At 60.5% G+C, this 20730-nt stretch carries 18 protein-coding genes; 8 read left to right on the top strand and 10 right to left on the bottom strand.

Annotation, left to right across the window (positions count from 1 at the left end):
- Nucleotides 1–90 precede the first annotated feature (90 nt).
- The gene (locus HDE79_RS15025; RefSeq protein ID WP_184602854.1) at nucleotides 91–1404 is read right to left on the bottom strand and encodes an SGNH/GDSL hydrolase family protein; all 1314 of its coding nucleotides are present in this window, start codon (nucleotides 1402–1404) and stop codon (nucleotides 91–93) included.
- Between the two features lie 56 nt (nucleotides 1405–1460).
- Nucleotides 1461–2681, bottom strand: coding sequence for an MFS transporter (locus HDE79_RS15020; protein ID WP_184602852.1), 1221 nt, complete (start codon nucleotides 2679–2681; stop codon nucleotides 1461–1463).
- A 99-nt stretch (nucleotides 2682–2780) separates the two neighbouring features.
- On the opposite strand from HDE79_RS15020, the gene HDE79_RS15015 reads away from it, so the two are divergent.
- A complete protein-coding gene (locus HDE79_RS15015) occupies nucleotides 2781–3722 on the top strand; it encodes a LysR family transcriptional regulator (RefSeq protein ID WP_184602850.1) in 942 nt (313 codons plus the stop codon).
- A 100-nt stretch (nucleotides 3723–3822) separates the two neighbouring features.
- On the opposite strand, the gene HDE79_RS15010 is transcribed toward HDE79_RS15015, so the two are convergent.
- Nucleotides 3823–4632, bottom strand: a complete 810-nt coding sequence (locus HDE79_RS15010) for a hypothetical protein (RefSeq protein WP_184602848.1) — start codon at nucleotides 4630–4632, stop codon at nucleotides 3823–3825.
- 161 nt (nucleotides 4633–4793) lie between these two features.
- Here HDE79_RS15010 and HDE79_RS15005 point away from each other — a divergent pair, with 161 nt between their 5' ends.
- Together HDE79_RS15005 and HDE79_RS15000 are read left to right on the top strand one after the other, a co-directional pair.
- A complete protein-coding gene (locus HDE79_RS15005; RefSeq protein WP_184602846.1) occupies nucleotides 4794–6452 on the top strand; it encodes an FAD-binding dehydrogenase in 1659 nt (552 codons plus the stop codon).
- The gene (locus tag HDE79_RS15000; RefSeq protein ID WP_184602844.1) at nucleotides 6449–7462 is read left to right on the top strand and encodes a 2-dehydropantoate 2-reductase; all 1014 of its coding nucleotides are present in this window, start codon (nucleotides 6449–6451) and stop codon (nucleotides 7460–7462) included. Before HDE79_RS15005 ends, HDE79_RS15000 begins: the two co-directional genes overlap by 4 nt.
- A 288-nt stretch (nucleotides 7463–7750) precedes the next feature.
- On the opposite strand, the gene HDE79_RS14995 is transcribed toward HDE79_RS15000, so the two are convergent.
- A complete protein-coding gene (locus HDE79_RS14995) occupies nucleotides 7751–8938 on the bottom strand; it encodes an alpha/beta hydrolase (RefSeq protein WP_255488429.1) in 1188 nt (395 codons plus the stop codon).
- 436 nt (nucleotides 8939–9374) lie between these two features.
- Here HDE79_RS14995 and HDE79_RS14990 point away from each other — a divergent pair, with 436 nt between their 5' ends.
- The 4 genes from HDE79_RS14990 to HDE79_RS14975 all read left to right on the top strand — a co-directional run bounded on the left by HDE79_RS14990 (nucleotide 9375) and on the right by HDE79_RS14975 (nucleotide 12206).
- Nucleotides 9375–10892 carry a serine hydrolase domain-containing protein gene (locus tag HDE79_RS14990; protein WP_255488428.1) on the top strand — a complete coding sequence of 506 codons (1518 nt, stop codon included), beginning with the start codon at nucleotides 9375–9377 and terminating at the stop codon, nucleotides 10890–10892.
- A gap of 63 nt (nucleotides 10893–10955) precedes the next feature.
- Nucleotides 10956–11318: a DUF6249 domain-containing protein gene (locus tag HDE79_RS14985; RefSeq protein WP_184602842.1), complete on the top strand. Its 363-nt coding sequence runs from the start codon at nucleotides 10956–10958 to the stop codon at nucleotides 11316–11318.
- The gene (locus HDE79_RS14980; protein WP_184602840.1) at nucleotides 11311–11886 is read left to right on the top strand and encodes an RNA polymerase sigma factor; all 576 of its coding nucleotides are present in this window, start codon (nucleotides 11311–11313) and stop codon (nucleotides 11884–11886) included. The genes HDE79_RS14985 and HDE79_RS14980 overlap by 8 nt, the downstream gene beginning before the upstream one ends.
- Nucleotides 11883–12206 (top strand): hypothetical protein, encoded by a 324-nt coding sequence (locus HDE79_RS14975; RefSeq protein ID WP_184602838.1) that lies wholly within the window; start codon nucleotides 11883–11885, stop codon nucleotides 12204–12206. Before HDE79_RS14980 ends, HDE79_RS14975 begins: the two co-directional genes overlap by 4 nt.
- 103 nt (nucleotides 12207–12309) lie before the next feature.
- On the opposite strand, the gene HDE79_RS14970 is transcribed toward HDE79_RS14975, so the two are convergent.
- The 3 genes from HDE79_RS14970 to HDE79_RS14960 all read right to left on the bottom strand — a co-directional run bounded on the left by HDE79_RS14970 (nucleotide 12310) and on the right by HDE79_RS14960 (nucleotide 15657).
- The gene (locus HDE79_RS14970) at nucleotides 12310–13599 is read right to left on the bottom strand and encodes an MFS transporter (protein WP_343205980.1); all 1290 of its coding nucleotides are present in this window, start codon (nucleotides 13597–13599) and stop codon (nucleotides 12310–12312) included.
- Nucleotides 13600–13785: 186 nt separating this feature from the next.
- On the bottom strand, nucleotides 13786–14904 hold the full coding sequence (gene zapE, locus HDE79_RS14965; RefSeq protein ID WP_184602834.1) for a cell division protein ZapE: 1119 nt from the start codon (nucleotides 14902–14904) through the stop codon (nucleotides 13786–13788).
- A gap of 69 nt (nucleotides 14905–14973) precedes the next feature.
- Nucleotides 14974–15657 carry an alpha/beta fold hydrolase gene (locus HDE79_RS14960; RefSeq protein WP_184602832.1) on the bottom strand — a complete coding sequence of 228 codons (684 nt, stop codon included), beginning with the start codon at nucleotides 15655–15657 and terminating at the stop codon, nucleotides 14974–14976.
- Between the two features lie 115 nt (nucleotides 15658–15772).
- On the opposite strand from HDE79_RS14960, the gene HDE79_RS14955 reads away from it, so the two are divergent.
- On the top strand, nucleotides 15773–16363 hold the full coding sequence (locus tag HDE79_RS14955; protein WP_184602831.1) for a DNA-3-methyladenine glycosylase I: 591 nt from the start codon (nucleotides 15773–15775) through the stop codon (nucleotides 16361–16363).
- A 67-nt stretch (nucleotides 16364–16430) separates the two neighbouring features.
- Here HDE79_RS14955 and efeB read toward each other — a convergent pair whose 3' ends face one another.
- Genes efeB through HDE79_RS14940 form a run of 3 tightly spaced genes read right to left on the bottom strand, consistent with a single transcriptional unit; the run spans nucleotide 16431 to nucleotide 20355 of the window.
- Nucleotides 16431–17717: an iron uptake transporter deferrochelatase/peroxidase subunit gene (gene efeB / locus HDE79_RS14950; RefSeq protein ID WP_184602829.1), complete on the bottom strand. Its 1287-nt coding sequence runs from the start codon at nucleotides 17715–17717 to the stop codon at nucleotides 16431–16433.
- Entirely contained in the window at nucleotides 17714–18883 is a 1170-nt protein-coding gene (locus tag HDE79_RS14945) for a hypothetical protein (protein WP_184602827.1), read from the bottom strand. The genes efeB and HDE79_RS14945 overlap by 4 nt, the downstream gene beginning before the upstream one ends.
- Before the next feature lie 23 nt (nucleotides 18884–18906).
- Entirely contained in the window at nucleotides 18907–20355 is a 1449-nt protein-coding gene (locus HDE79_RS14940) for a carbohydrate porin (protein ID WP_184602825.1), read from the bottom strand.
- Nucleotides 20356–20730: the final 375 nt, after the last annotated feature.

Raw genomic sequence — 20730 nt, 5'->3', positions numbered from 1 at the left:
CAAACTTCTCATCACATTGGCATAGGGTTGAATCAGCTGCAGTCAAATTGAATTCAGCGTGTAATCGATGCTTGGTTTTTCTCGACGATCTTATCGACTATTGAAAAGTGTATCCGAGTCGATTGCGGCCGCCATTGCCTTATTGCCGATATCGCCAGGGTGCAGGTGGTCACCGGAATCGTAGGCAGGCAGCAGGCGCGTTGGATGCGTGGGGTCGCGCAATAATTTGTCGAAGTCGACGACAGCATCGAATTCACCGCTCTCGCGTATCCAGCGATTGACGGCTTGCCGTACCTGCTCTTTCTCGGCGGAGTAATAGCCAACCATGGGCGTGTCTTTCAGCGCACCCTCGAATGGCGTCAGCGTCGCCCCGATGATTCGCACGTTTCGCGCATGCGCGCGGGCGATCAGCTGTCGATAACCGGCGATCAACTGCTGGGCGGTCGCGGGCATGTCGTTCGGAGCAAACGCCATGTGATTCCAGCTGATATCGTTGATGCCCAGCAGCACGATCACTGATTCGATATTCGGCTGACTCAGCACATCGCGATCGAAGCGAGCCAGCGCATTGACGCCCATCTTGTCCTGCAAAAGGCGTGCGCCGGAAATGCCGGCGTTGAGCACTGCAACGTGATTGTCGACAAGTCGCGCAGCTAGAAAATCGGGCCAGCGCGCATTGCTATCCATGGTCGAGCCCGCGCCGTCGGTGATCGAATCACCCAGCGCAACGACGGTTCGTGTTTTCGATGGCGCATCAACCTGAATCGCGCTGAGGAATACGCGGGTCGTCATGGTTGCATCGGGCTTGATGGAATCTTTGGCTGTCTGGTTGCCGCTGACGATGTAAGCCGTTTGCCGCCCGTCCCAGTGAAAAGTGGAAGGCGAGACAGGTTCTGGAAAATAGAGACTGACCGATACGTTCTGTAGTGCTGCCACTTTCAGATCAATCGGATCGCTGAGCACCGGTGCGCCTGGCGGAATGCTGATCGATCCTTGGCCGCCAAACGTTATCGACCGATCCGTTCCATCCACAATACCGGCATCCTTTCCGGTCAATGCGATGTGGGCCGAGCCGATAACCAAGGGTGTCGAGCCGTAATCATTCGACAGCTGGATGCGCACGCTGTGCCCTCCCACGCTGACGCGCGCGGCCTGTCTCACCGTCTGATTCCAGAAATTGAAAGGCACATTGGTGGTTAACGGAAAATCACCCTTCCACAGTGGCTGCGGGCTGGCGATCCAGGTCGTGATCCATTGGGGTTTGTCGAATCCTGAAGGCGCTGCAGCACGCGCTGAAGCGGCGAAGCAACCCACCACGACAAGTAAAAGCAGCGTAGTAAATCGATGACTCGATCCAGTTATGCGGAGGCAGGATTTTGCCGACGGTAGAGTGCCGAGACGCATGACGATCTCCTGAAGTGGCTGGGTGGATTCTTGTGTTGCCTGATTTGATTCAGGATTTAAGCGGACGCGCAAACAGCGGATGTTCGGGATTCAACACGTCTGACCGAATCCAGCCGCACACTCACCAGTGCCACCATCAGGCCCGATATCGTCACCAGCGCGGCAACCCATGTCACAGCAGTCATGCCGGGACCGTGCGTGATCACCACACCGCCCAGCCATGCGCCGATCGCGTTGCCCAGATTGAATGCGGCGATGTTGAAGCTCGATGCCAGGCTCTGTCCGCTGCCAGCGGCCTTTTGCAACACGCGTAATTGCAGCGGTGCGACGGTGGCGAAGGCCGCGATGCCGAGCAGGCCGGTAAACACGATCATCGCCGGCTTGCTGTGCAGCGCGAACGTCATTGCGCCAAGCACAATGGCCAGTGCGATCAGCGACCCGAGCAGCGTCGGCGTGAGCTTGCGATCGGCCAGGCGGCCACCCAGCAGGTTGCCGACCACCAGCCCACCGCCGAACACCAGAAGGATCGGTGAGACCGAGCTGTCGGCGAAACCGGTGATGCCGGTGAGGATCGCCTGGATGTAAGTAAATACCGTGAACACGCCGGCGAAGCCCAGCACAGTCATCAGCAACCCGAGCAGCACCTGCAGCTTGGCGATCCCCCGCAGCTCTTCAAGAAACAGCACCGGCGCAGTGTCGCTGCGATCTGACGGTACCAGCAGCGCGATGATCGCGGTGGCGACCACACCGATCGCGGTCACTGCCCAGAACGTGGCGCGCCAGCCGTAGGCGTGCCCCAGCCATGCGCCGGCCGGTACGCGCAGCAACGTGGCCACGGTCAGACCAGTGAACATGATCGATATGGCCGAAGCCTTGCGATCTTCGGCCACCAAACCGGTCGCCACCACGGCGCCGACACCGAAGAAGGTGCCGTGGGCCAGCGAGGTAATGACGCGCGCGATCATCAGCACCGTGTAATTTGGTGCGAGCGCGCTGGCCAGGTTGCCAACGGTGAAAATCAGCATCAGTGCAACCAGCGCTGTCTTGCGGTGCAGTCGACTGGTCGCCGCGGTCAGTAACGGCGCGCCGACGAACACACCCAACGCGTAGCCGGTGATCAGCAAGCCGGCCGCGGCGATGCTGACGTGTAGATCGGCAGCGACCTGCAACAGCAGGCCCATGATCACGAATTCGGTGGTGCCGATGCCGAACGCGCCAGCCGTCAGCGCGTAGAGCGCGAGCGGCGTGCGGGGTTTGGAGAGGGATGGGGCAAACATGATGACGCTCCAAAACAGGAATGGCGTCAGCGTAGAGCTTTGCATTTAGTAATAAAACAGACAAAATGTGGAATCATTTTCAATGAATGATTGATAGTCATGGACCGCATCGGTGACCTGAGTCTGTTCATGCGCGTGCTCGATCTGGGCACCATCAGCGCGGCGGCGCGAAGCCTCGGTTTATCCGTGGCCGTGGCCAGTCAGCGCCTGAAGCGACTCGAGCGCGAGCTTGGTGTAGTGCTGCTGCATCGGACCACACGCCAGCTGCATGCCACGCCGGAAGGTCTGGCGCTCGCCGCACAGGGTCGCGTGCTGGTGGAAGATCTCGAAGCGCTGACCAGCGGCCTGCGCCAAGCCGCAAACGAAGTGTCAGGCACGTTGCGCGTCACCATGCCTGCCTCCTTCGGCCGTCAGTACGTGTCGCCGCTGCTACCGGAATTTCTGACTCGCCATCCGCGCATCAAGTTGAGCGTGAACCTCAGCGACGAGCTGCTGGATTTGGTCGGCGCGGGCTTCGACCTCGGTATCCGTGTGGGCGCGCTTGGCGATTCCGGTCTGGTCGCGCGCCAACTGGCCACCAACCGGCGTGTACTGTGCGCCTCGCCTGCCTATCTGCAGCGGCACGGGCATCCGCGCAAACCGAAGGACTTGGCCGAGCATGCCTGCCTGTTATTGACGGGCACGTCGGGACAGCAGGACCTATGGCGTTTCGGTGATGGCAAGGGCGGCGAAATTTTGCAGCGCGTGCACAGCCGCTTCGAAAGCAACACCGGCGAACTGCTGCGCGATGCGGCCGTGGCGGGCCTGGGCATTGCCATCCATTCGTTCTGGCATGTTTGCGACGAGCTACGCACCGGTCGCCTGGTGGTGGTGATGCCGAAATACCCGATCACCACCACCGGCATCCACGCCGTCATGCCGCAACGACGCATGGTGCCGCCACGCGTACGCGCCTTCGTCGATTTTCTGGCCGAGCACTTTGGCAAAAATCCGCCGTGGGAGCGCGGTATCGAAAAACGTAGCCGCGTTGAGCGCCGTTGATTTTCAACGGACGTCTATGCGTCAGGTTCACGTTGATCAACGCGTTCTGCGTCACCTCAACCCTCTCAAGGTAGCAGTGGCCGCGTTGCAAATGTCAGCGCTACTGAGCCGGCAGCTGATGTCGTGTCCAATTCCCAATGGCATACCTCGATGACAGGTACACCACACACAACGGGAAAAGCAGGTATCGCGAAGTAATTGAGAGGATTTGCGAAATGAATCCATAGGAGCCCGAGATGCCATCGGCGCCGTAGAACGAGAAGTACCAGAATGAGGTGAAGGCAATCAACAGGGCAAGATTGCCTTCAACGTCACCAGCAACAGCCTGGCAGACCTTCGGAAACATTCTGCAGAAGAAGTGGTAAGTAATGTAGCCCGAAACGAGCATTACAAATGGAAATAATCCCCAGGTGGAGATACCCAGGCCTTGCGCCGCGATGGCAATATCGGCGTGCGTGGTAATCGCCCGTATGGGGACATAGCCCCAGACATTGGCAGCGCACATCAGGGATAGCCAATAGAAAAAGGCCAATACGAATCGGCGCGACTTAATGAAACTGGTCGAAGTCAGCCCGTACAGGATGAAGTACAGCAAACCATTTCCCATGAAAGGACCCGCAAGCGCAATCAGTGCGGCGCTGTGCCCATTACCACTGGCGAGGATGGGCGAATAATCCACATTGTCCGAAACATCTCCCAGAAAGATGATGTTGTAGGCCGTGGCAGGTCCATAGTCGATACCGAATGGCTGTTTCATCCACCCTAGCGACCAGGCTGTCAGTGAATGGCTGTATTCGTGAGTCAGATAAGCCACGGCATGTGCGATAAGCACAAAGACAAAAGTCACTAAGGCAAATGCCAGATTTTTCACTGTGACGTGACTGCTACCCGGGTTGGCGCTGGAATTCATGGGCTTGTATCCGTATGAAAAGTCGGCGAGGGTGTGAAGATCAACGGCTTTCATTGGCGAGCAGACTTGCCAGTTTTAGCTCTGCCATTTTGTCGCATTGCGCATAGCCACGACAGTCGGTCCGCGCTAAGTTGATTGCTCGGAACAACACCGGAGCACGCATGAGCGAAAGCACTGATGTGATTGTGATTGGCGCAGGGTTGGCCGGACTCGTGGCGGCCACGGAGTTGACCGACGCGGGCAAGCGCGTACTGGTGCTGGAGCAGGAGCCCGAGCAGAGTCTGGGCGGGCAGGCGTTCTGGTCGTTCGGCGGCTTGTTCTTCGTCGACTCGCCTGAGCAGCGGCGGATGGGCGTGCGCGACTCGCACGCGCTGGCGCTGACCGACTGGATGGGTAGCGCGGGTTTCGATCGCGCCGAAGATCGCTGGCCACGCCGCTGGGCCGAAGCTTACGTGGATTTCGCCAGTGGCGAAAAGCGCGCCTGGCTGCATGCTATGGGCATGCGCTGGTTTCCGGTGGTCGGTTGGGCCGAACGCGGTGGCTACGGCGCGATCGGCCACGGCAATTCGGTGCCGCGCTTTCATGTCACCTGGGGCACCGGCCACGGCGTGATCGAACCGTTCGTGCGGCGCGCGCGCGAAGCCGAGGCGAAGGGACTGCTGCGCTTCGCGTTCCGTCATCGCGTTGACGAACTCATCGTCGACAAAGGCACTGTGGTCGGCGCACGCGGCAGCGTGCTGGCCACCGATACCGCGGAGCGCGGCAAGCCCAGCTCGCGCGAAACGATCGGCCAGTTCGAACATCGGGCGCAGGCGGTGATCATCTGTTCCGGCGGCATCGGTGGCAATCACGAATTGGTGCGCCGCTATTGGCCCGAGCGTATGGGGGCGCCGCCGGCGAAGATGATCTGCGGGGTTCCGGCTCATGTCGACGGCCGCATGCTGGATATCGGCGCCGCCGCCGGTGCCAGCCTGATCAATCGCGACCGCATGTGGCATTACGTCGAGGGCATCGAGAACTGGAACCCGATCTGGCCGATGCATGCGATCCGCATTCTGCCCGGCCCATCCTCGCTATGGTTCGATGCCACCGGCCAGCGCCTGCCCGGTCCGTTGTGGCCTGGCTTCGACACCCTGGGCACGCTGGAACACTTGCGCCGTACCGGTTACGACTACAGCTGGTTCATCCTCGACCAGGCGATCATCAAGCGCGAATTCGCGCTGTCCGGCTCCGAGCAAAATCCCGATCTGACCAGCAAGAGCTGGCGGCAGGTGGCCAAACGCGCGATCGGCAAAAGCGCACCGGCGCCGGTGGAAGCGTTCAAGCAGCACGGCCGCGATTTTATCGTGCGCGACAACCTGGAAGAACTGGTCGCTGGCATGAACGCGTTGGCAGGTAATAACCTGCTCGATCTTGCGCACATCCGCCGCGAGATCGAAGCACGCGACCTGCAATTCGATAACCCCTTCAGCAAAGACAGTCAGGTCATGGCGATCCACAACGCGCGCCGTTATCGTGGCGACAAGCTGACGCGTGTAGCCAAGCCCCATCGCATGCTCGATCCAGCGAACGGCCCGTTGATCGCGGTCCGACTGAACATCCTCACCCGCAAGAGCCTCGGCGGTTTCCAGACCGATCTCGATGCTCGCGTGCTGGCGCCGAATGGCCAGCCATTGTCCGGTCTCTACGCTGCTGGCGAAGCCGCCGGTTTCGGTGGCGGTGGACTGCACGGTTATCGTGCACTGGAAGGCAGCTTCCTTGGCGGCTGCCTGTTCTCCGGTCGCATCGCTGGTCGCGCCGCGGCAAAGGCCTGCGCATGATCGCTTCAGGGCGCGCCGTCGTCTATGGCGCCGGTAGTATCGGCTGCTATATCGGTGGACGTCTGGACGGCCAAACATCGGTTCGTTATATCGGCCGCGAAGGCATGCTGAATAGCTTGCGCGAGCACGGACTTACGGTGAGCGACTATCGCGGTCACCAGCAGCGGATAGAGCCAGCTGTACTCGATCTGCATACGGAAGCATCCGCTGCAGCGGATGCTTCTCTGGTGCTGGTCTGTGTCAAATCAGCGGCTACGGCCGAAGCTGCGCAGCAGCTTGCTGGCGTCCTCAAACCCGGCACGCTCGTCATCAGTCTGCAGAACGGATTGCACAATGCGGAAACGTTGGCCGTAGCGTTGCCGCTGTGTACGGTGCTGGCAGGTATGGTGCCGTTCAACGTGGTACAGCGCGCACCCGGCGTGTTTCATCAGGCTTCGTCCGGCGAACTGATGGTGCAGTCCGATACAAAGCTCGGCGCGTGGCTGGCCGCCTTCGCCAACGCCGGCCTGCCGTTGCAGTTGCACCACGACATGGCCGCCGTGCAACGCGCCAAGTTGTTGCTCAACCTCAACAACGCGATCAACGCGCTGTCCGATCTGCCGTTACGCGACGAGCTGTCACAGCGTGGCTGGCGCCATTGTCTCGCACTGGCTCAACGCGAGGCGCTCGATGTTTTTCGGAGCGCGCGATTGCCGGTCGCCAAGCTAACGCCACTACCGCCGACATGGATGCCACGTGTGCTGGCATTGCCCGACGCGTTGTTCAGCCGTATCGCCTCGCGCATGCTGGCGATCGATCCACTGGCCCGCTCATCGACCTGGGATGACCTGCAAGCCGGCAAGCGCACGGAGGTCGACTACATCAATGGCGAAGTGGTGAAATTGGCCGAAGCACAGAATCGACAGGCACCGGTCAACGCGAAGCTATGCGCCTTGATTCACGAGGCAGAAGAAACGCCACGATCATGGACGGATGCGGCGCTGCTGGCGGAACTGCGTACGGCGATATAGCCAGTCATGAAGAACGCGTCGCTCATCGCATGCGTTGCGAAGTGTTCGTTGTGTCCATACGACGATAACGCACGTTACGAGATTGCCGTTTGGCCTTCCCCGATGCAATGCCTGTTGTCGGCAAGAAGTGGGCATTAGCGCAGGAAGAACAGAAGAGTGCTCGCATGCGCCCTGGCGAACTGATCGCCCGAACAATTTGGCAAGCACGGACTTTTCTGCACTCGACATGCCGAAGATGGATACAGCAGTCGTGATGTTCGTGGGCGTGCAAGCACAGCCCACGCTGTGTTAGTGATCGCGGGTGATTTCCGTTGGCGCTGCATCCCCTGCATTCTGTGCGAGCGGCAAGACATCGGTCACCAGATGCATCAAGAACCGGCCCGGTTGTTCCTGCATGATCATATGGGCCGAGTCGGCAAACCTCACCAGTCGCTTCGAAGGTGCCTGTATATCGCCGAACCACTTTTCCGTCAGCTCGTGCGCCGTGGTGTAGTCGTGCTGCCCCACGAACACGATCACCGGGCAATCGAAATGTGTGGTGTTGTCGAAATCGACCGCCAACAGCGGCTGCAGCAGATGATTCAGCGAAAACAGGCTGCCCTTGCTGATCGCGGCGAGGTCCGCTTTGCTGTAATCGGGCGACAACGATTCAGCATCGTCTTCGAACTGGTAATCCTGGCGACCATAGGCGAGACCGCCGTAATACATCTCCCATTTGCTGCGCATGCCGATGTTGTCGAGGGTCAGTTTCGGGCCAGGGTATGGCGCCATGGCTTTTAGTTCGCGCACGGCCTGAGCATTGCCTTGCGCTTTCGCTTCGCGGAGGGCGAAGGCGTAACCGACCTCTTCGTTGTGGCGCCCGTTCACGACCTGGCCTACCGAGATATAGGCGTAGAACCAGTCCGGATGCAGCTGGGCCAAGTGAACGCCCAGCACCGTGCCCCAGGAATGTCCCAGCAGGAATATTTTCTGCTTGGCATAGTGCTGACGCAGGTACTCAGTCACCTGTGCCGCATCGTCCGTCATGCCTTCGATGGTCATTCGCGACACCATCGCCTGCTCCGAGTTGGCCGCATAGGTTTTGCCAGCGCCACGCTGATCCCACTGCACCACGGTGAAGTAATCCTCCCAGGGCGTCTGGAATGTATAGGCTTCAGGCATCGCCGGGGAGGCAGGGCCACCATGCAGGAACAGCAGGATAGGATTGCGTCGATCCTTGCCGCGAATCGACAGCCATTGGTCGATGCCACCGATACGTACTTTGACCATCTCGTCGATGCCATCGGGTGAGACGATCTTGCGATTACTCGCGAGGATCCGGGTGATCTCGTCACGCGACATCAGTGGTGATTTGTCCTGTGCTGGAATGGTTGCCGTGCTGGATGCGCCAGCCGGCGTCGCAGCCGAGGAAACATGGGTCGCAGCCATTCCAACGGCCAGTGCCAACATGAAAGAAAGAATGGTTGTGCGAAACATAGTCAGCAAAGCTCCTGATACGGATATTTGGCAATACCACTGTGCTCAGCGAGCCAAGCGAAGTGGGAAAAGGCTGCAGTCTGTGGACGGAAGCGAACGCGGCAGCTGTATTCGGACACAGCAAACCCTGTGCCAGCGGGAGATTCACGGCTGAAGCAAGTCAATTCAAGAGTTTGCTGGCCGGCGGCGGATACGTGTCACCGTCCGCGGACAGATACGCGGACGTTCGGCCAATGCCACGCCAGCAGACGTCGAGTGCCTATTGGGTCGATAGCCATGCCTCGCTTGTTGGCTGCTGACCCGCGTTGAATCCATTTACCTCCATCGGCGCATCCAAGCCTCTGACACCGTGAGTACCGCGGTCCAGCAAGGTCTTCCCAACCGACGAGTCGTCCGTCCGCCATCGAGGGGGCGGATAGGCACAGGAGCGCAGCCGATGAGCCATTCCATCCAGATCGAAAAATGCGCAATCCGCAAATGCTTTCTCGTACCCATACTTGTACTTGGCAACCTCCTCTTGGCTTCCACAGCAATGGCTGCGTCCACGGCGGCGAGCTTGCCGAACACGCCGGTCGGCAAGCTCGGCAGTGAGTTGATCCACCACATCAATACCGACACTCCCGCACAGATCAGGCAGTGGGCACCCACCATTCTGTCCTTGGCCATCGATGCGGACGACAAGGCGGATTTCATAACAGACCTGGTTTCGGCGGCTCGCGATAGCGGCGGCCTGGACGTGTTCGATGTGCGCACGGATCCGCACCAGCCGGGACTGCTCGAAGTCGCCGTCAAGGGACGTCGCAGCTCGCAAGCCGCCCTGTTCTGGCTGACCGCCGACCCGACGCATCCGAAGCAGCTCGCCCAAGCGCACATGGTCCCGATGGACAATCCGCTTTATGCCGACTGGCCCAAGGGACCGGTGTCGCATGCGGAGCTGGGAAAACAGATACATGCCGTACTGGACCGATTGGTGCGCGTGTCCGATTTCTCCGGCTGCGTGACCGTTATCGATGGCAGCGAGACCGTGTTCGACGAATGTCGTGGCCTTGCCGAACGCAGCTTCAATGTGCCGGTCGATCACCAGACGAAGTTCCGCATCGGCTCGGTCGGCAAGATGTTCACCGCGGTCGCCGTCGCGCAACTGGTCGAGGCCGGCAAGCTGTCGTGGAACGACACACTGGCAAAGCTGGTTCCGGAATATCCCGACCAGGCGATGGCGAAGAAAGTCACTGTGTGGGAACTCCTGCACCATACCGCGGGCCTGGGCGACTTCATGGTGCCGGACTATTTCGAGCACTCCGAACGCTACGTCAATCCGGTGGACTATCTGGCGCTGATCGCCCGCCAGCCCAAGGTGGGTGAGCCGGGCAAGGGGTTGAGCTACAGCAACGCCGGCTACATTCTGCTCGGTCGCATCATCGAGAACGTCTCCGGTGAAAGTTACTTCGACTATATCCAGCACCACGTCTTCGAACCTGCGCAGATGGCATCCAGTGGCTTCGACAGCGAGGACGAGATCGTGCCCGGGCTTGCGGTCGGCTACTACCACGACGATGGGGTGTTCTCCCATACGTGGAAGGCAAACTGGGTGCAGGGCATCTACAAGGGCAGTCCCGCAGGTGGCGGCTATTCCACCAATGTCGACCTGCTGCGGTTCGCCAATGCCTTGCACGGAGGCAGGCTGCTCAGGCCCGCGACGCTGGCGAAGATGTTCGACGACGAAGCGCCGAACGACGGCCCCGGTGCCATTGGAGCCGGAATCGACGAACGGCTCTCGCACGGCCGCCACATCCGTGGCCACCAGGGCGGCATCGAGGGCACGACGTCAGACCTGGAGATGGTTTGGGAAACCGGCGCGGCCGTGGCTCTGACCAGTAACGAAGGGCCGTCGCAACACTGGTTGCTGGCCGAGGAGATTGCCGACCTGCTTGCCGCCGAAGGCGCGAAACCCTGAGGACTCAACCGGGCATCAGGCTAATCATCCACCATCCGAGTAACTCAACTCTGGAGCAAGATAATGGAACCTGCAGCACTATTTATTCCCTTCATCGTGATGCTGGCCCCCGTGCTGATCGTTCTGATCACGCTGCGGTATCGCTATCAGCAAACGCAGGCGCGCTATCAAATGCTGTTGCAGCTAGCCGACAAGGGTGTGGATCTTCCCGCGCAGCTGCTTATCGAGCCGCAAGTGGCCTACAGCGAACGTCGCCGGGGACTGGTGCTGATCAGCACCGGCCTTGGGCTGATGGCGATGCTGCTGGCCTTGCCCATACAGCTCGACAACGGCCGGAGCATCGGCGGCTTGTGGGGCCTGGGCCTGTTGCCGCTGATGATCGGCCTGGGCTATCTCGCCAGCTGGTGGCTAAACCGGCGTGGCTGATAGCGCCGTCGAAGCGCGTATTGATCGAGCGCTGGTGGCTCGAACGTTGCTGGGTGGGGATCGCCGCGCGTTCGAACAGTTACTGCGCCGCCATCAAGGCATGGTGCGCGCGCAGTTGCGTCGTCTGCTGCATGGCGATCACGCCATGGCAGACGATCTGGCGCAGGAAGCATTTCTGCTGGCGTGGCGGAAACTGGATCAGTTCCGTGGCGAAGCGCGATTCTCCACCTGGCTTTACCGCATCACCTATTCGTGTTTCCTGCAGGCGTGCCGAAAGAAACCGTGGCCTTCTGGCGACACCGATGACGACGCGGTTGATCAATTGCCAGCACTGCCCGACGCGGTTGATCTACGGCTGGATCTCGAGCGCGCCATGCAGCGCTTGTCTGCCGCTGAGCAGACCGTGCTGCTGCATTGTGTGCAACTGGGCCTGAGTCACGAAGAGGCGGCCTATGTACTGGTCATGCCGCTGGGTACGGTGAAAACCCATGCAACACGCGGCAAAGCAAAACTGAAAACATGGCTGGCACCTTGGCGTGAAACCGCCGATGAGGAGCGAACATCATGAGTCATCAACACGACGATCCTATCGACGCACTGCTGCAAAAGCAGTTCGAGGGACCGGTGCCCGATGACGGGTTTTCCGAACGCCTGATGCAGCGTTTGCCACCGCGTCGCCGCCGCGTTGCCTGGCCGTTGTGGATCGGTCTCCTGGCAGGAGCGGGGGCGTCCTGGCTAAGTCTCCTGGCCATGCCGCTGCTGCATCTTGGTTGGCGCGACTTGATGGGTGGCGAGCTGTCGGCATCGGCCATCACGCTGTTATTGGTGATAGCGGGCGTTTCGCTACTGACTTGCTGGTGGACCATAACGGAGGCCGATGATCGCTGAAGCGAAGAAGCTACCTGTTACGTGAGGATGCAGTGTGATTCTTGCCTGTTGATAGTGACCGCTGGGTCGAAAGCAGAACCTGGCTCAAACGAATCGCAGCAACCTACAGTCGATGCAACATCCGCCGTTGCGGATCGCGGTACACCAGCACGGTAGCGATCAATCCGCACAGCGCCGCAAACGACAGCCACAAACCTGGCGCGGCGTTGTTGCCGGTGAGGTGGATCAGCCATTGCGAAATTGCCAGGCTCGATCCGCCCAGCGTGGTGGCGAGACTGTAGGCGAGCGAAAAGCCGGCGGTGCGCACGTCGGCAGGCATTATTTCGGTCAGCGCGACCACCAATGCGCCGTTGTAGCTGGCGTAGATGAAGGACAGCCATAGTTCTACGCCCAACAGTCGACTGAAACCCGGGTCGGCCACCAGCCAGTGCAGTACAGGATATGCGGTGAGCAACGCGAGTACGGTACATGCGAGCAGCAGCGGCCAGCGGCCAATACGATCGGACAAGGCGCCCATCAACGGCAGCCAGATCAGGTTGGACAGGCCGATACATAGCGTGACGACAAACACATCCGACGATGACAGCTTCAGCACTTCCTTGCCGAAGGTGGGCGTGTACGCGGTGATCAGGTAGAACGACACCGTCGTCATCAACACCATCGCCATGCCGAGCAGCACGATGCGCCAGTTGGTGATCATCGAGCGATAGATTTCGCCGGCGGCCAGGCGATGCTTGCGCGCGAGAAATGCCTCGGTCTCCTGTAGCGAGCGGCGGATCAGGAACACGAACGGCACGATCAGACAGCCGATGATGAAGGGGATGCGCCAGCCCCAGTCGTTCATCGCCTGCGCCGGCATCCAGCGCTGCAGCAGCAGGCCAAGCAGCGCCGCAAACATCACCGCCACCTGCTGGCTGGCCGATTGCCACGAACAATAGAAACCGCGATGTCCGGGCGTAGCAATTTCCGACAGATACACTGATACACCGCCCAGTTCCACACCGGCCGAAAAGCCTTGCAGCAGCCGCCCGCCGAGTACCAGCAGCGGCGCGAGAATGCCGATGGTCGCGTAGCCCGGCACCGCGGCCACCAGCAGCGTGCCCACCGCCATCAGTGCCAGCGTGACGATCAAACCCTTGCGACGGCCGTGATGATCGATATACGCGCCCAGCACGATCGCACCGATCGGCCGCATCACAAAGCCTGCGGCAAACGTCAGCAGCGTTAGCAGCAGCGACGCATATGCGTTGTGGCTGGGGAAATACGTGCGTGCAATGGCCGAGGCGTAATAGCCATAGACCATGAAATCGTACATCTCCAGAAAATTGCCGCCAACCACGCGAAAGATGGCCTTGACGCTTTCGCTGCGCGAGCGGGGTTCGGTATGAGTCACGGAACGTTGCCTGATGTCTGTAAAGGGATGGCGAAGGGATTCATGGCGTCCGATGCTAGCAGCGGACGGCGTAGGTTGGTGGTGAGCGCAGCGACTGTGGAGGCAGGATGCCGGAACGAACATTCGCGCAGCGAATGGCCCGAAGGGCAACTCGCAGGAGCGAGTTGTAACCTCAATAGGTCAACCTTAGTCAGCCCGATGCTCAAGCGCCAGATAATCCTTGCTCTGCATTTCGATCAGGCGGGATTCGGTGCGGCCGAATTCGGCGCGCAGGCGTTCGCCGTCGTAGAGCTCGGTGATCGGCGCAGCAGCGGAGAGCACCAGCTTCACATGGCGGTCGTAGAATTCGTCGACCAGTTGCACGAAGCGCTTGGCCGCGTCGTCGCTATACGTGTTGAACTGCGGCACGTTGGCGACGATCACGGTGGGGCCAGCCTTGGCCAGTGCGATGTAATCGGCCACGGCACGCGGGCCTTCGCACAGCGCTTCGAATTCGAACCAGAGAACCTTTTCTGCGCGCTTGTGGAAAGCAATGTTGCGTCCGTTGATAACGATGGCGCCATCCTGCTCGATGGTGCCGCTGGCCTGGCTGGCAAAGATGCGCTCCAGCGCGCGATGCGACTCTGCACCGGGTGGTGTGAGATATACCGGTGCTTGCGCCAGCGCACGCAAACGCCAGTCGTGTGACGAGGCCATCTCCACCACGTGGCAGTGCTTTTCGATCAGGGCGATGGCGGGCAGAAAGCGCGCGCGCTGCAGGCCGTTCCTGTACAGGTCGGCCGGTGCGGTGTTGGAGGTGGTGATCAGGGTGACGCCGCGCGCAAACAACGCGTCGAGCAGGCCGGCGAGAATCATCGCATCGCCAATGTCGTTGACCAGAAACTCGTCCAGGCACAGCACGCGACACCGAGCGGCCAGGCCAGCCGCTACTTCGATCAACGGATTCTGCCGGTTGCCCAGTGCGCGCAGACTTTCGTGCACCTCGCCCATGAAGCGGTGGTAGTGCCGACGCAGCGCCGTGCCTTGCGGCAAGCTGGAAACAAATAGATCCATCAGGAACGTCTTGCCGCGCCCGACGCTACCCCAAAGATAAAGTCCGGGCACAGCCGCTGCGGGCTCATTGCCGAGCAGCGACTTCAGCCGTCCAAACAATCCGCCGCTGGCGTCCGGTTGCACACACAGTGCCGCATGCATGCGATCGAACTCGGGCAGCAGCGCCAGCTGCGTGGGATCGGATTCCCAGCGATGCGCGGCGATGCCTTCCTGGTATCGCGCGCCAGGCGCAAGTTGCGGAGATTCACTCATGAAGCGGAAAGTCTTGGTGTGGGGGGATAAGGGCCGAGCGACGGATAGGCAAAGACGGACAAGCGATGCTCAACGCGCCGGTGGGAGCCAGCCGCGTATGGTGTGCTTGATCGCGCCGCGCAGGTCCATCAATCGACGATGGAAAAAATGGCTGGTATCCGGCATGCGCACCAGCTCGGGCTTTTTCTCCAGCGCATCGATCCAGTCGAACACCGCCTGCGGCTCCACGACTTCATCAGCCTCGCCCTGCACGACCAGCCACGGGCAGGTCGGCACAGCCAGCTCACCAAAGGCCCAGCGGCCCACCGGTGGTGCGATGCTGATCAGCGCATCGGCGTGCAGTTGGGCGGCGCGAGAAATGGTCACGTAGCTGCCGAACGAGAAGCCGGCCAGCCACAGTGCATCGTCAGGACGCATGCGTCGCACCCATGCAACCACGGCAGCCAGATCGTCGCCTTCGCCTTTGCCGTTGTCGTACTCACCGGGTGAATTGCCGGTGCCGCGAAAATTGAAACGCACGGTGTCGAGTCCGGATTCGCGCAGCGCGCGCTCGGCCATCGTCACCACCTTGTTGTGCATGGTGCCACCCTGCACCGGGTTGGGGTGGCAGATCACCGCCACGCCGCGGCGTGCGCAGGCGGACTCGGCGACATCGGTGATGGTTTCGAGCTTGCCGGTCGGGCCATCCAGCATGAAACTGGCGGCCTGGTCCGGAAAACGATCGGGATCGGCGGGGAGCACGGTGGGGTTCATGCCTGCGATGATAACCGGCCTCGGCAGATGCCTGCCGATCGGGTCGGTTTCACCCACTCCGGGCCGACCGCCACCCACCCATCAAACGCAATGCCACGCCCATCGAGGCCAATCCATGACCAAAGCTGCTGAACGCCAACGCTGTCCCTGGGGTGCGACTGATCCGCTGTTGCGGGACTACCACGACACCGAGTGGGGTACGCCACTACACGACGATCAACAACTATTTGAGTTTCTCTGCCTGGAGGGCGCGCAGGCCGGCTTGTCGTGGCGCACCGTGCTGGCCAAACGCGACCACTACCGCCGCGTGTTCCATGATTTCGATATCGCCCGCGTTGCGGCGATGAAAGATCGTGAGCTGGAAAAGCTTCTGCTCGACCCCGGCATCATCCGCAATCGCCTGAAAGTCTTTGCGACACGCGATAACGCGATTACGGCGCTGACCGTGATCGCGGAGTTGGGCAGTCTGGACAACTACCTGTGGTCCTTCGTCGACGGCAAATCGCTCGTCAATCGCTGGACGGAAAGTGGCAGCGTACCGGCAAGCACGCTCTTGTCCGATGGCATGAGCAAGGCGATGAAAAAGCGTGGCTTTCGCTTTGTCGGAAGCACCATCGTCTATTCACTGATGCAGGCAACGGGGATGATCAACGATCATCTGGTGGGGTGTTTTCGGCACAAGGCGTGCACTGCAAAAAAGACATAAGCGCCGGGAACACACCGCTTCCAACGCTTGTGCCAACGAGTATCGCTTTTACTGGCTTGTTCTGCTGTCAGGTCAGATCAAACAACGGCTGCCCGATAAATCCGCCTTCTTTCGCACCCGGTGGGCAGGCGAACACGCCGCCGCCGACGTGGGTGACGAACTGGTTCATCATGTCGAACTTGGACATCTTGTCGAAGATTTTCACGAAGCCAGTGCGTGGGTCGCGCTGGTAGCTGATGAACAGCAGGCCGGCGTCGAACTCCATGCCTTGATGCCACGGTGGCCAGCGTTCGGCGATGTAGCTCAGGCCGTTGTCGTAGGAATACGAACGCCGCAGTATCTGCGCGCCGTCGTTGTTTTCCGGCGCACCCAGGCGCACGTGGGCATTTTCCGGAATGATCGGGTTGCCGTTGGCGTCGTTGGCATCGAGCGCGAGGCTGTCGTTTTCATGCCTCTGGCCGAGCGGTGCGCCGGAATGCTTTTCGCGGCCCATCACCTGCTGCTGGAAGCTGAGTTTCATGCGGTCCCAGTGCTCGAGCGCGATGCGGATCGGCCGTGCAACCATATAGGTGCCGTGCTGCATCCAGCCGCCTTCATCGCCGGCCCAGATGTATTGATTCATGGCGGCCTCGGCGCGAATCGGCACGTTCATGCTGCCGTCCTTGAAGCCCATCAGGTTGCGTGGCGTGCTTTGATCTTTTTGCGCGGCCATGAAGCCACTTTGCGCCCATCGGATATTGGCAGCGCCATAGGCAATGCGCGTGAGTTGGCGCACGGCATGAAAAGCCACTTGCGGATTGTCGGCACAGGCCTGGATGCAGAGGTCGCCGCCAGTACGCTCGGGTACCAGCTGGTCGCCGTTGAAGCGGGGCAGGTCGGCCAGCGCGTCGGGGCGGTGTTTGGCCAGGTCGTAGCGATCCTTGCCGTCCTTGGTGAACATCCCCGGTCCGAAGCCGAAGGTGAGCGTGAGTCGGTCGGTCGCCAGCCCTGTCGTTTCGTACGAATCGAGTTCGGGCGTAGCGGGATCGTTGGTCAGCAAATCCGCGGTCTGACCCTGCGTCAAACGCGCAGAGGCCGCGGTCCACGCGCGGAGTAGGGCAATGACATCATCGCGCTTTTCGGCGATGAGATCGAATGCGGCGAAATAGACGTTGGCCTGTGGCGTGGTGGCAACGCCGGCTTGATGGGTGCCGAAGAACGGTTCGCTGTCGCTGCCGGTCTCGCTGGATGCAGACGATGCGCGTGCATGTGCCGTCGCCGCTACCGGCGCCGTGGCAGCAACGGCGGCAACGGTCGCGGCCGACGCCAGGAACCGGCGCCGGCCGCGCAAGCGCGGATCGTCTGACTCGTTCATTTGCCGGCGCGCATCAAGGTGTTCATGTCGTCCTCGACGTAATAGAAGCCGTCACCATTGGGCGTCATCGCAATACCGAACAGGTCGCCGTTACCTGGGGGCGACTGCGCCTGGTCGGAGTCGATCCACTGACTGTAGATCTGCTTGCCGGTGACAGTATCAACCTCCACCAGCTGGCCGTCCTTGCCGTTGCAGGCGAGCAAATGGCCGGCCGATGTGTAGACCATCGCCAGTGGCCAGTTGAGCAGGCCGCCCTGGGTCACGACCTTGCCGGTGCCTGCGCTGGTGGTGCGATCGAGCGCATCGGGTATCGCGGTAATGATGTTGTCCAGGCCATCGGTCACATACAGCGTGTGGTCCGGGCCAAGTGCCAGGCCTGTCGGCCCGAGCAGGAAGTTGTCGCGGTCGGCGCGCTGCGAAAAGCCATCGCCGACGACCGTCTGGCTGACCAGCACCGGCGGCTTGCCCTGTGGAATCTGCAGCTGCAGACGTAACACGGTGGCCTTCTTGATGCGCACCGGGAACTTGGTCGCCGGATCGATCACGTCAGGACTTTGCAAGCCAAAACCCGCCATGCTGATGAACAACGTCGCGGTGTCGCCGTTATCGATCACCGCCATGTTGCCCCACGGATCGTTGATGGTCGGCCCGGACCACGCTGCGACCATCTGGCCGTTGGGATCCAGCACCAGCACGCAGCCATCGCCCTTGGTGGCCGTGGTGCCGTCGGTGCTCGGCGTGCTGCCGACGATCACCCAGCCGGACTTCAGCATGGTCATGGCCGTGGTCAGGCCCACGCCACCGGGGCATTGCGCCAGCTTCTGCGGCAACTTGGCAAACAGCGTCGTCTGCTTGGTGGACGGCCGGTAATCCACGATGGTGGTACCGGTACCTTGCAGGTTGGAAAGGTTGTTGAAGTTATCGACCAGCACATCGTCCTTGACGATCTTGCCGGCTGAAACGGGTGCAACGACGATTGCGTAGGGATTGAGATCACCGTTGTCGGTCACGGTGGAGGTCAGCGTCACGTGGCGATGCACGGTTTCGAGAAAGCCGGCCGGTGCCTTGTCGGCAAAGGCGGTGCTAGCGCAGAGAACGGTGACTGCAGCAATGAGCGCTCGAATTAGCTGGCGGCTTCCAGCCTGCTGGCGGCGGGTCTTATTCATGGCATGGCTCATGTCGATCACTATCAAAAGAGGATGTTGGTGCGCAGGCCGAGCACCAGCTCGTTGCCGACGCGTCGTGTGGGGTCATTCGGATTGACGATGCCACCGCCGGGATTGAAAACGTACTGCACGTCAGGTTGCAGCTGCCACCACGGGCGCAGCTGATACTGATACGTGGTTTCCACATACGTTTCGGTGTGGCGCACGATGTTGAGGCTGCCGGGGTCCACGATGGCCGCGACGTTTGCCGCATCGCGATCCAGCCCGGAGACGTTGCTGCCGACCTTTACATAACCCATGCCGACGCCGAAGGTGTCGTCGGCGCGATTGCGGAATGGTTCGTGATAGACGAAGCCTGCATTTGCGCTGTAGCGGATGAAGTTGCGATCGTTCTGCGGTGTGCCCATCACGCGCAGGAAGCCGCTCAGCGTATTGTTGGGATCATCCTGATTGCGCCACAGCATCTGGTCGGCCACGGCATATAGCGAGAAATCTCCGCGGTGATTGGCCGGTACGCCATTGCTTGCGGGATTGGCCAGCGAGAGGCCGTTGCTGTCGTAGCGTTGATCCGCAAAACTTTCGGTGTCGTACCAGGCGCCGAGCCGATAGGTGCGTGCCAGCGGCGCCGACTCACCCGGATAGACCATGCTGCCCAGCGCAGGATAGGCGTATTGGACTTCGGCCATGATCAGCCGACCGCCACCGAGTGGGAAGCTGGTGCCCGAAGAATTCTGCTTTTGCGGGTCGCCGGTGTTGTTGCTGGTTGGGCTGCCGTTGAACACCCCGAGCAGCACGTTGATCGAGTCGATGGGTCGATAGCGCAGGCGCACACCGAGCGCCGAGAGCGGATACGCCGGTCCGCCGCCCGGCATATTGTACGAAGGCAGCGCCGGCCAGCCGAACATCGTGTTGACGAAGTAAAGGGCGTTGGTGCTGACCATGAACTCCTGGTCGACGCTCTGCTGTCCCACTTTTATGTCGAGCCGGTCTTCCTCCAGAAATTTCTGGTCGTACCAGAGCTCCCACAGGCGTGTCGCGCGATCAGCCTCGATGCCGCTGGCCGTCTGGATCGTGCCCAGATTGTCGGCACTGAAATTCTGCCCGTGGATCTGCAGCGCGCTGACGTTGAACAGACCGCCGTAAAGGCCGAAGGCGCGTTGCGTATTGACCTGCAACACGAGCTGGGTCAAGCCATCGTACTGGGCACCCTTCTGGATTCCGCCGACGGGATTTCCCAGCATCTCGCTGGTCTCCTGCGCCGCCAGGGAAATGCCGTACTTGCTCAGAAATGTGCGTAAGCCGAACAGGTCGCCGAGCAGAAAATTGGTGCGCTTGAGATCCCCGAGAAAGGTGGTCTGGTCGGTCGACTCACCGTTCGGCGATTGCTCCGAACTGATCGGTACCGACAGCGGCGGCGGAGCAGCCAGCGCGGCCGTGGCCACCATCAAACCGGCAATGCATGTAGGCACCATCAAAATACCGCGCCGGTAATTCCAGAGCCGGTGTATTGCCATTCTCATAAATCCCCTTCATTCGATTTGATGGTGCAGACGTCATATCGCAGCACGCTGTGACCAGCCTTGATTCCGAAATATCGTGATGCGAATCATTATCAAATGCAATCACAAAGTGGCGTTGTAGCGTGAGTACGGCGGCGTTCGATCAATGACGCGCCCCGACATTTCGCATTATTTTTCGATGATGGTGAAAGGTCGGCCAGGATTATGTTGGTGTTGTCTCGTTTCAGTTTTGGATTTGATGGGAGATTCGCAATTTATTGCGCCAATGCATACCATTCAAGACAGGTAATGCGCATGCTCTTCCATTGCGGCAGAGCGTCAAGTTGA

Origin of the sequence: Rhodanobacter sp. MP1X3 (assembly GCF_014207165.1) — a bacterium.
Classification (GTDB): Bacteria; Pseudomonadota; Gammaproteobacteria; order Xanthomonadales; family Rhodanobacteraceae; genus Rhodanobacter.
The sequence above is the reverse complement of the archived record's forward strand: the minus strand, read 5'-3'. Positions and strand labels throughout refer to the sequence as shown.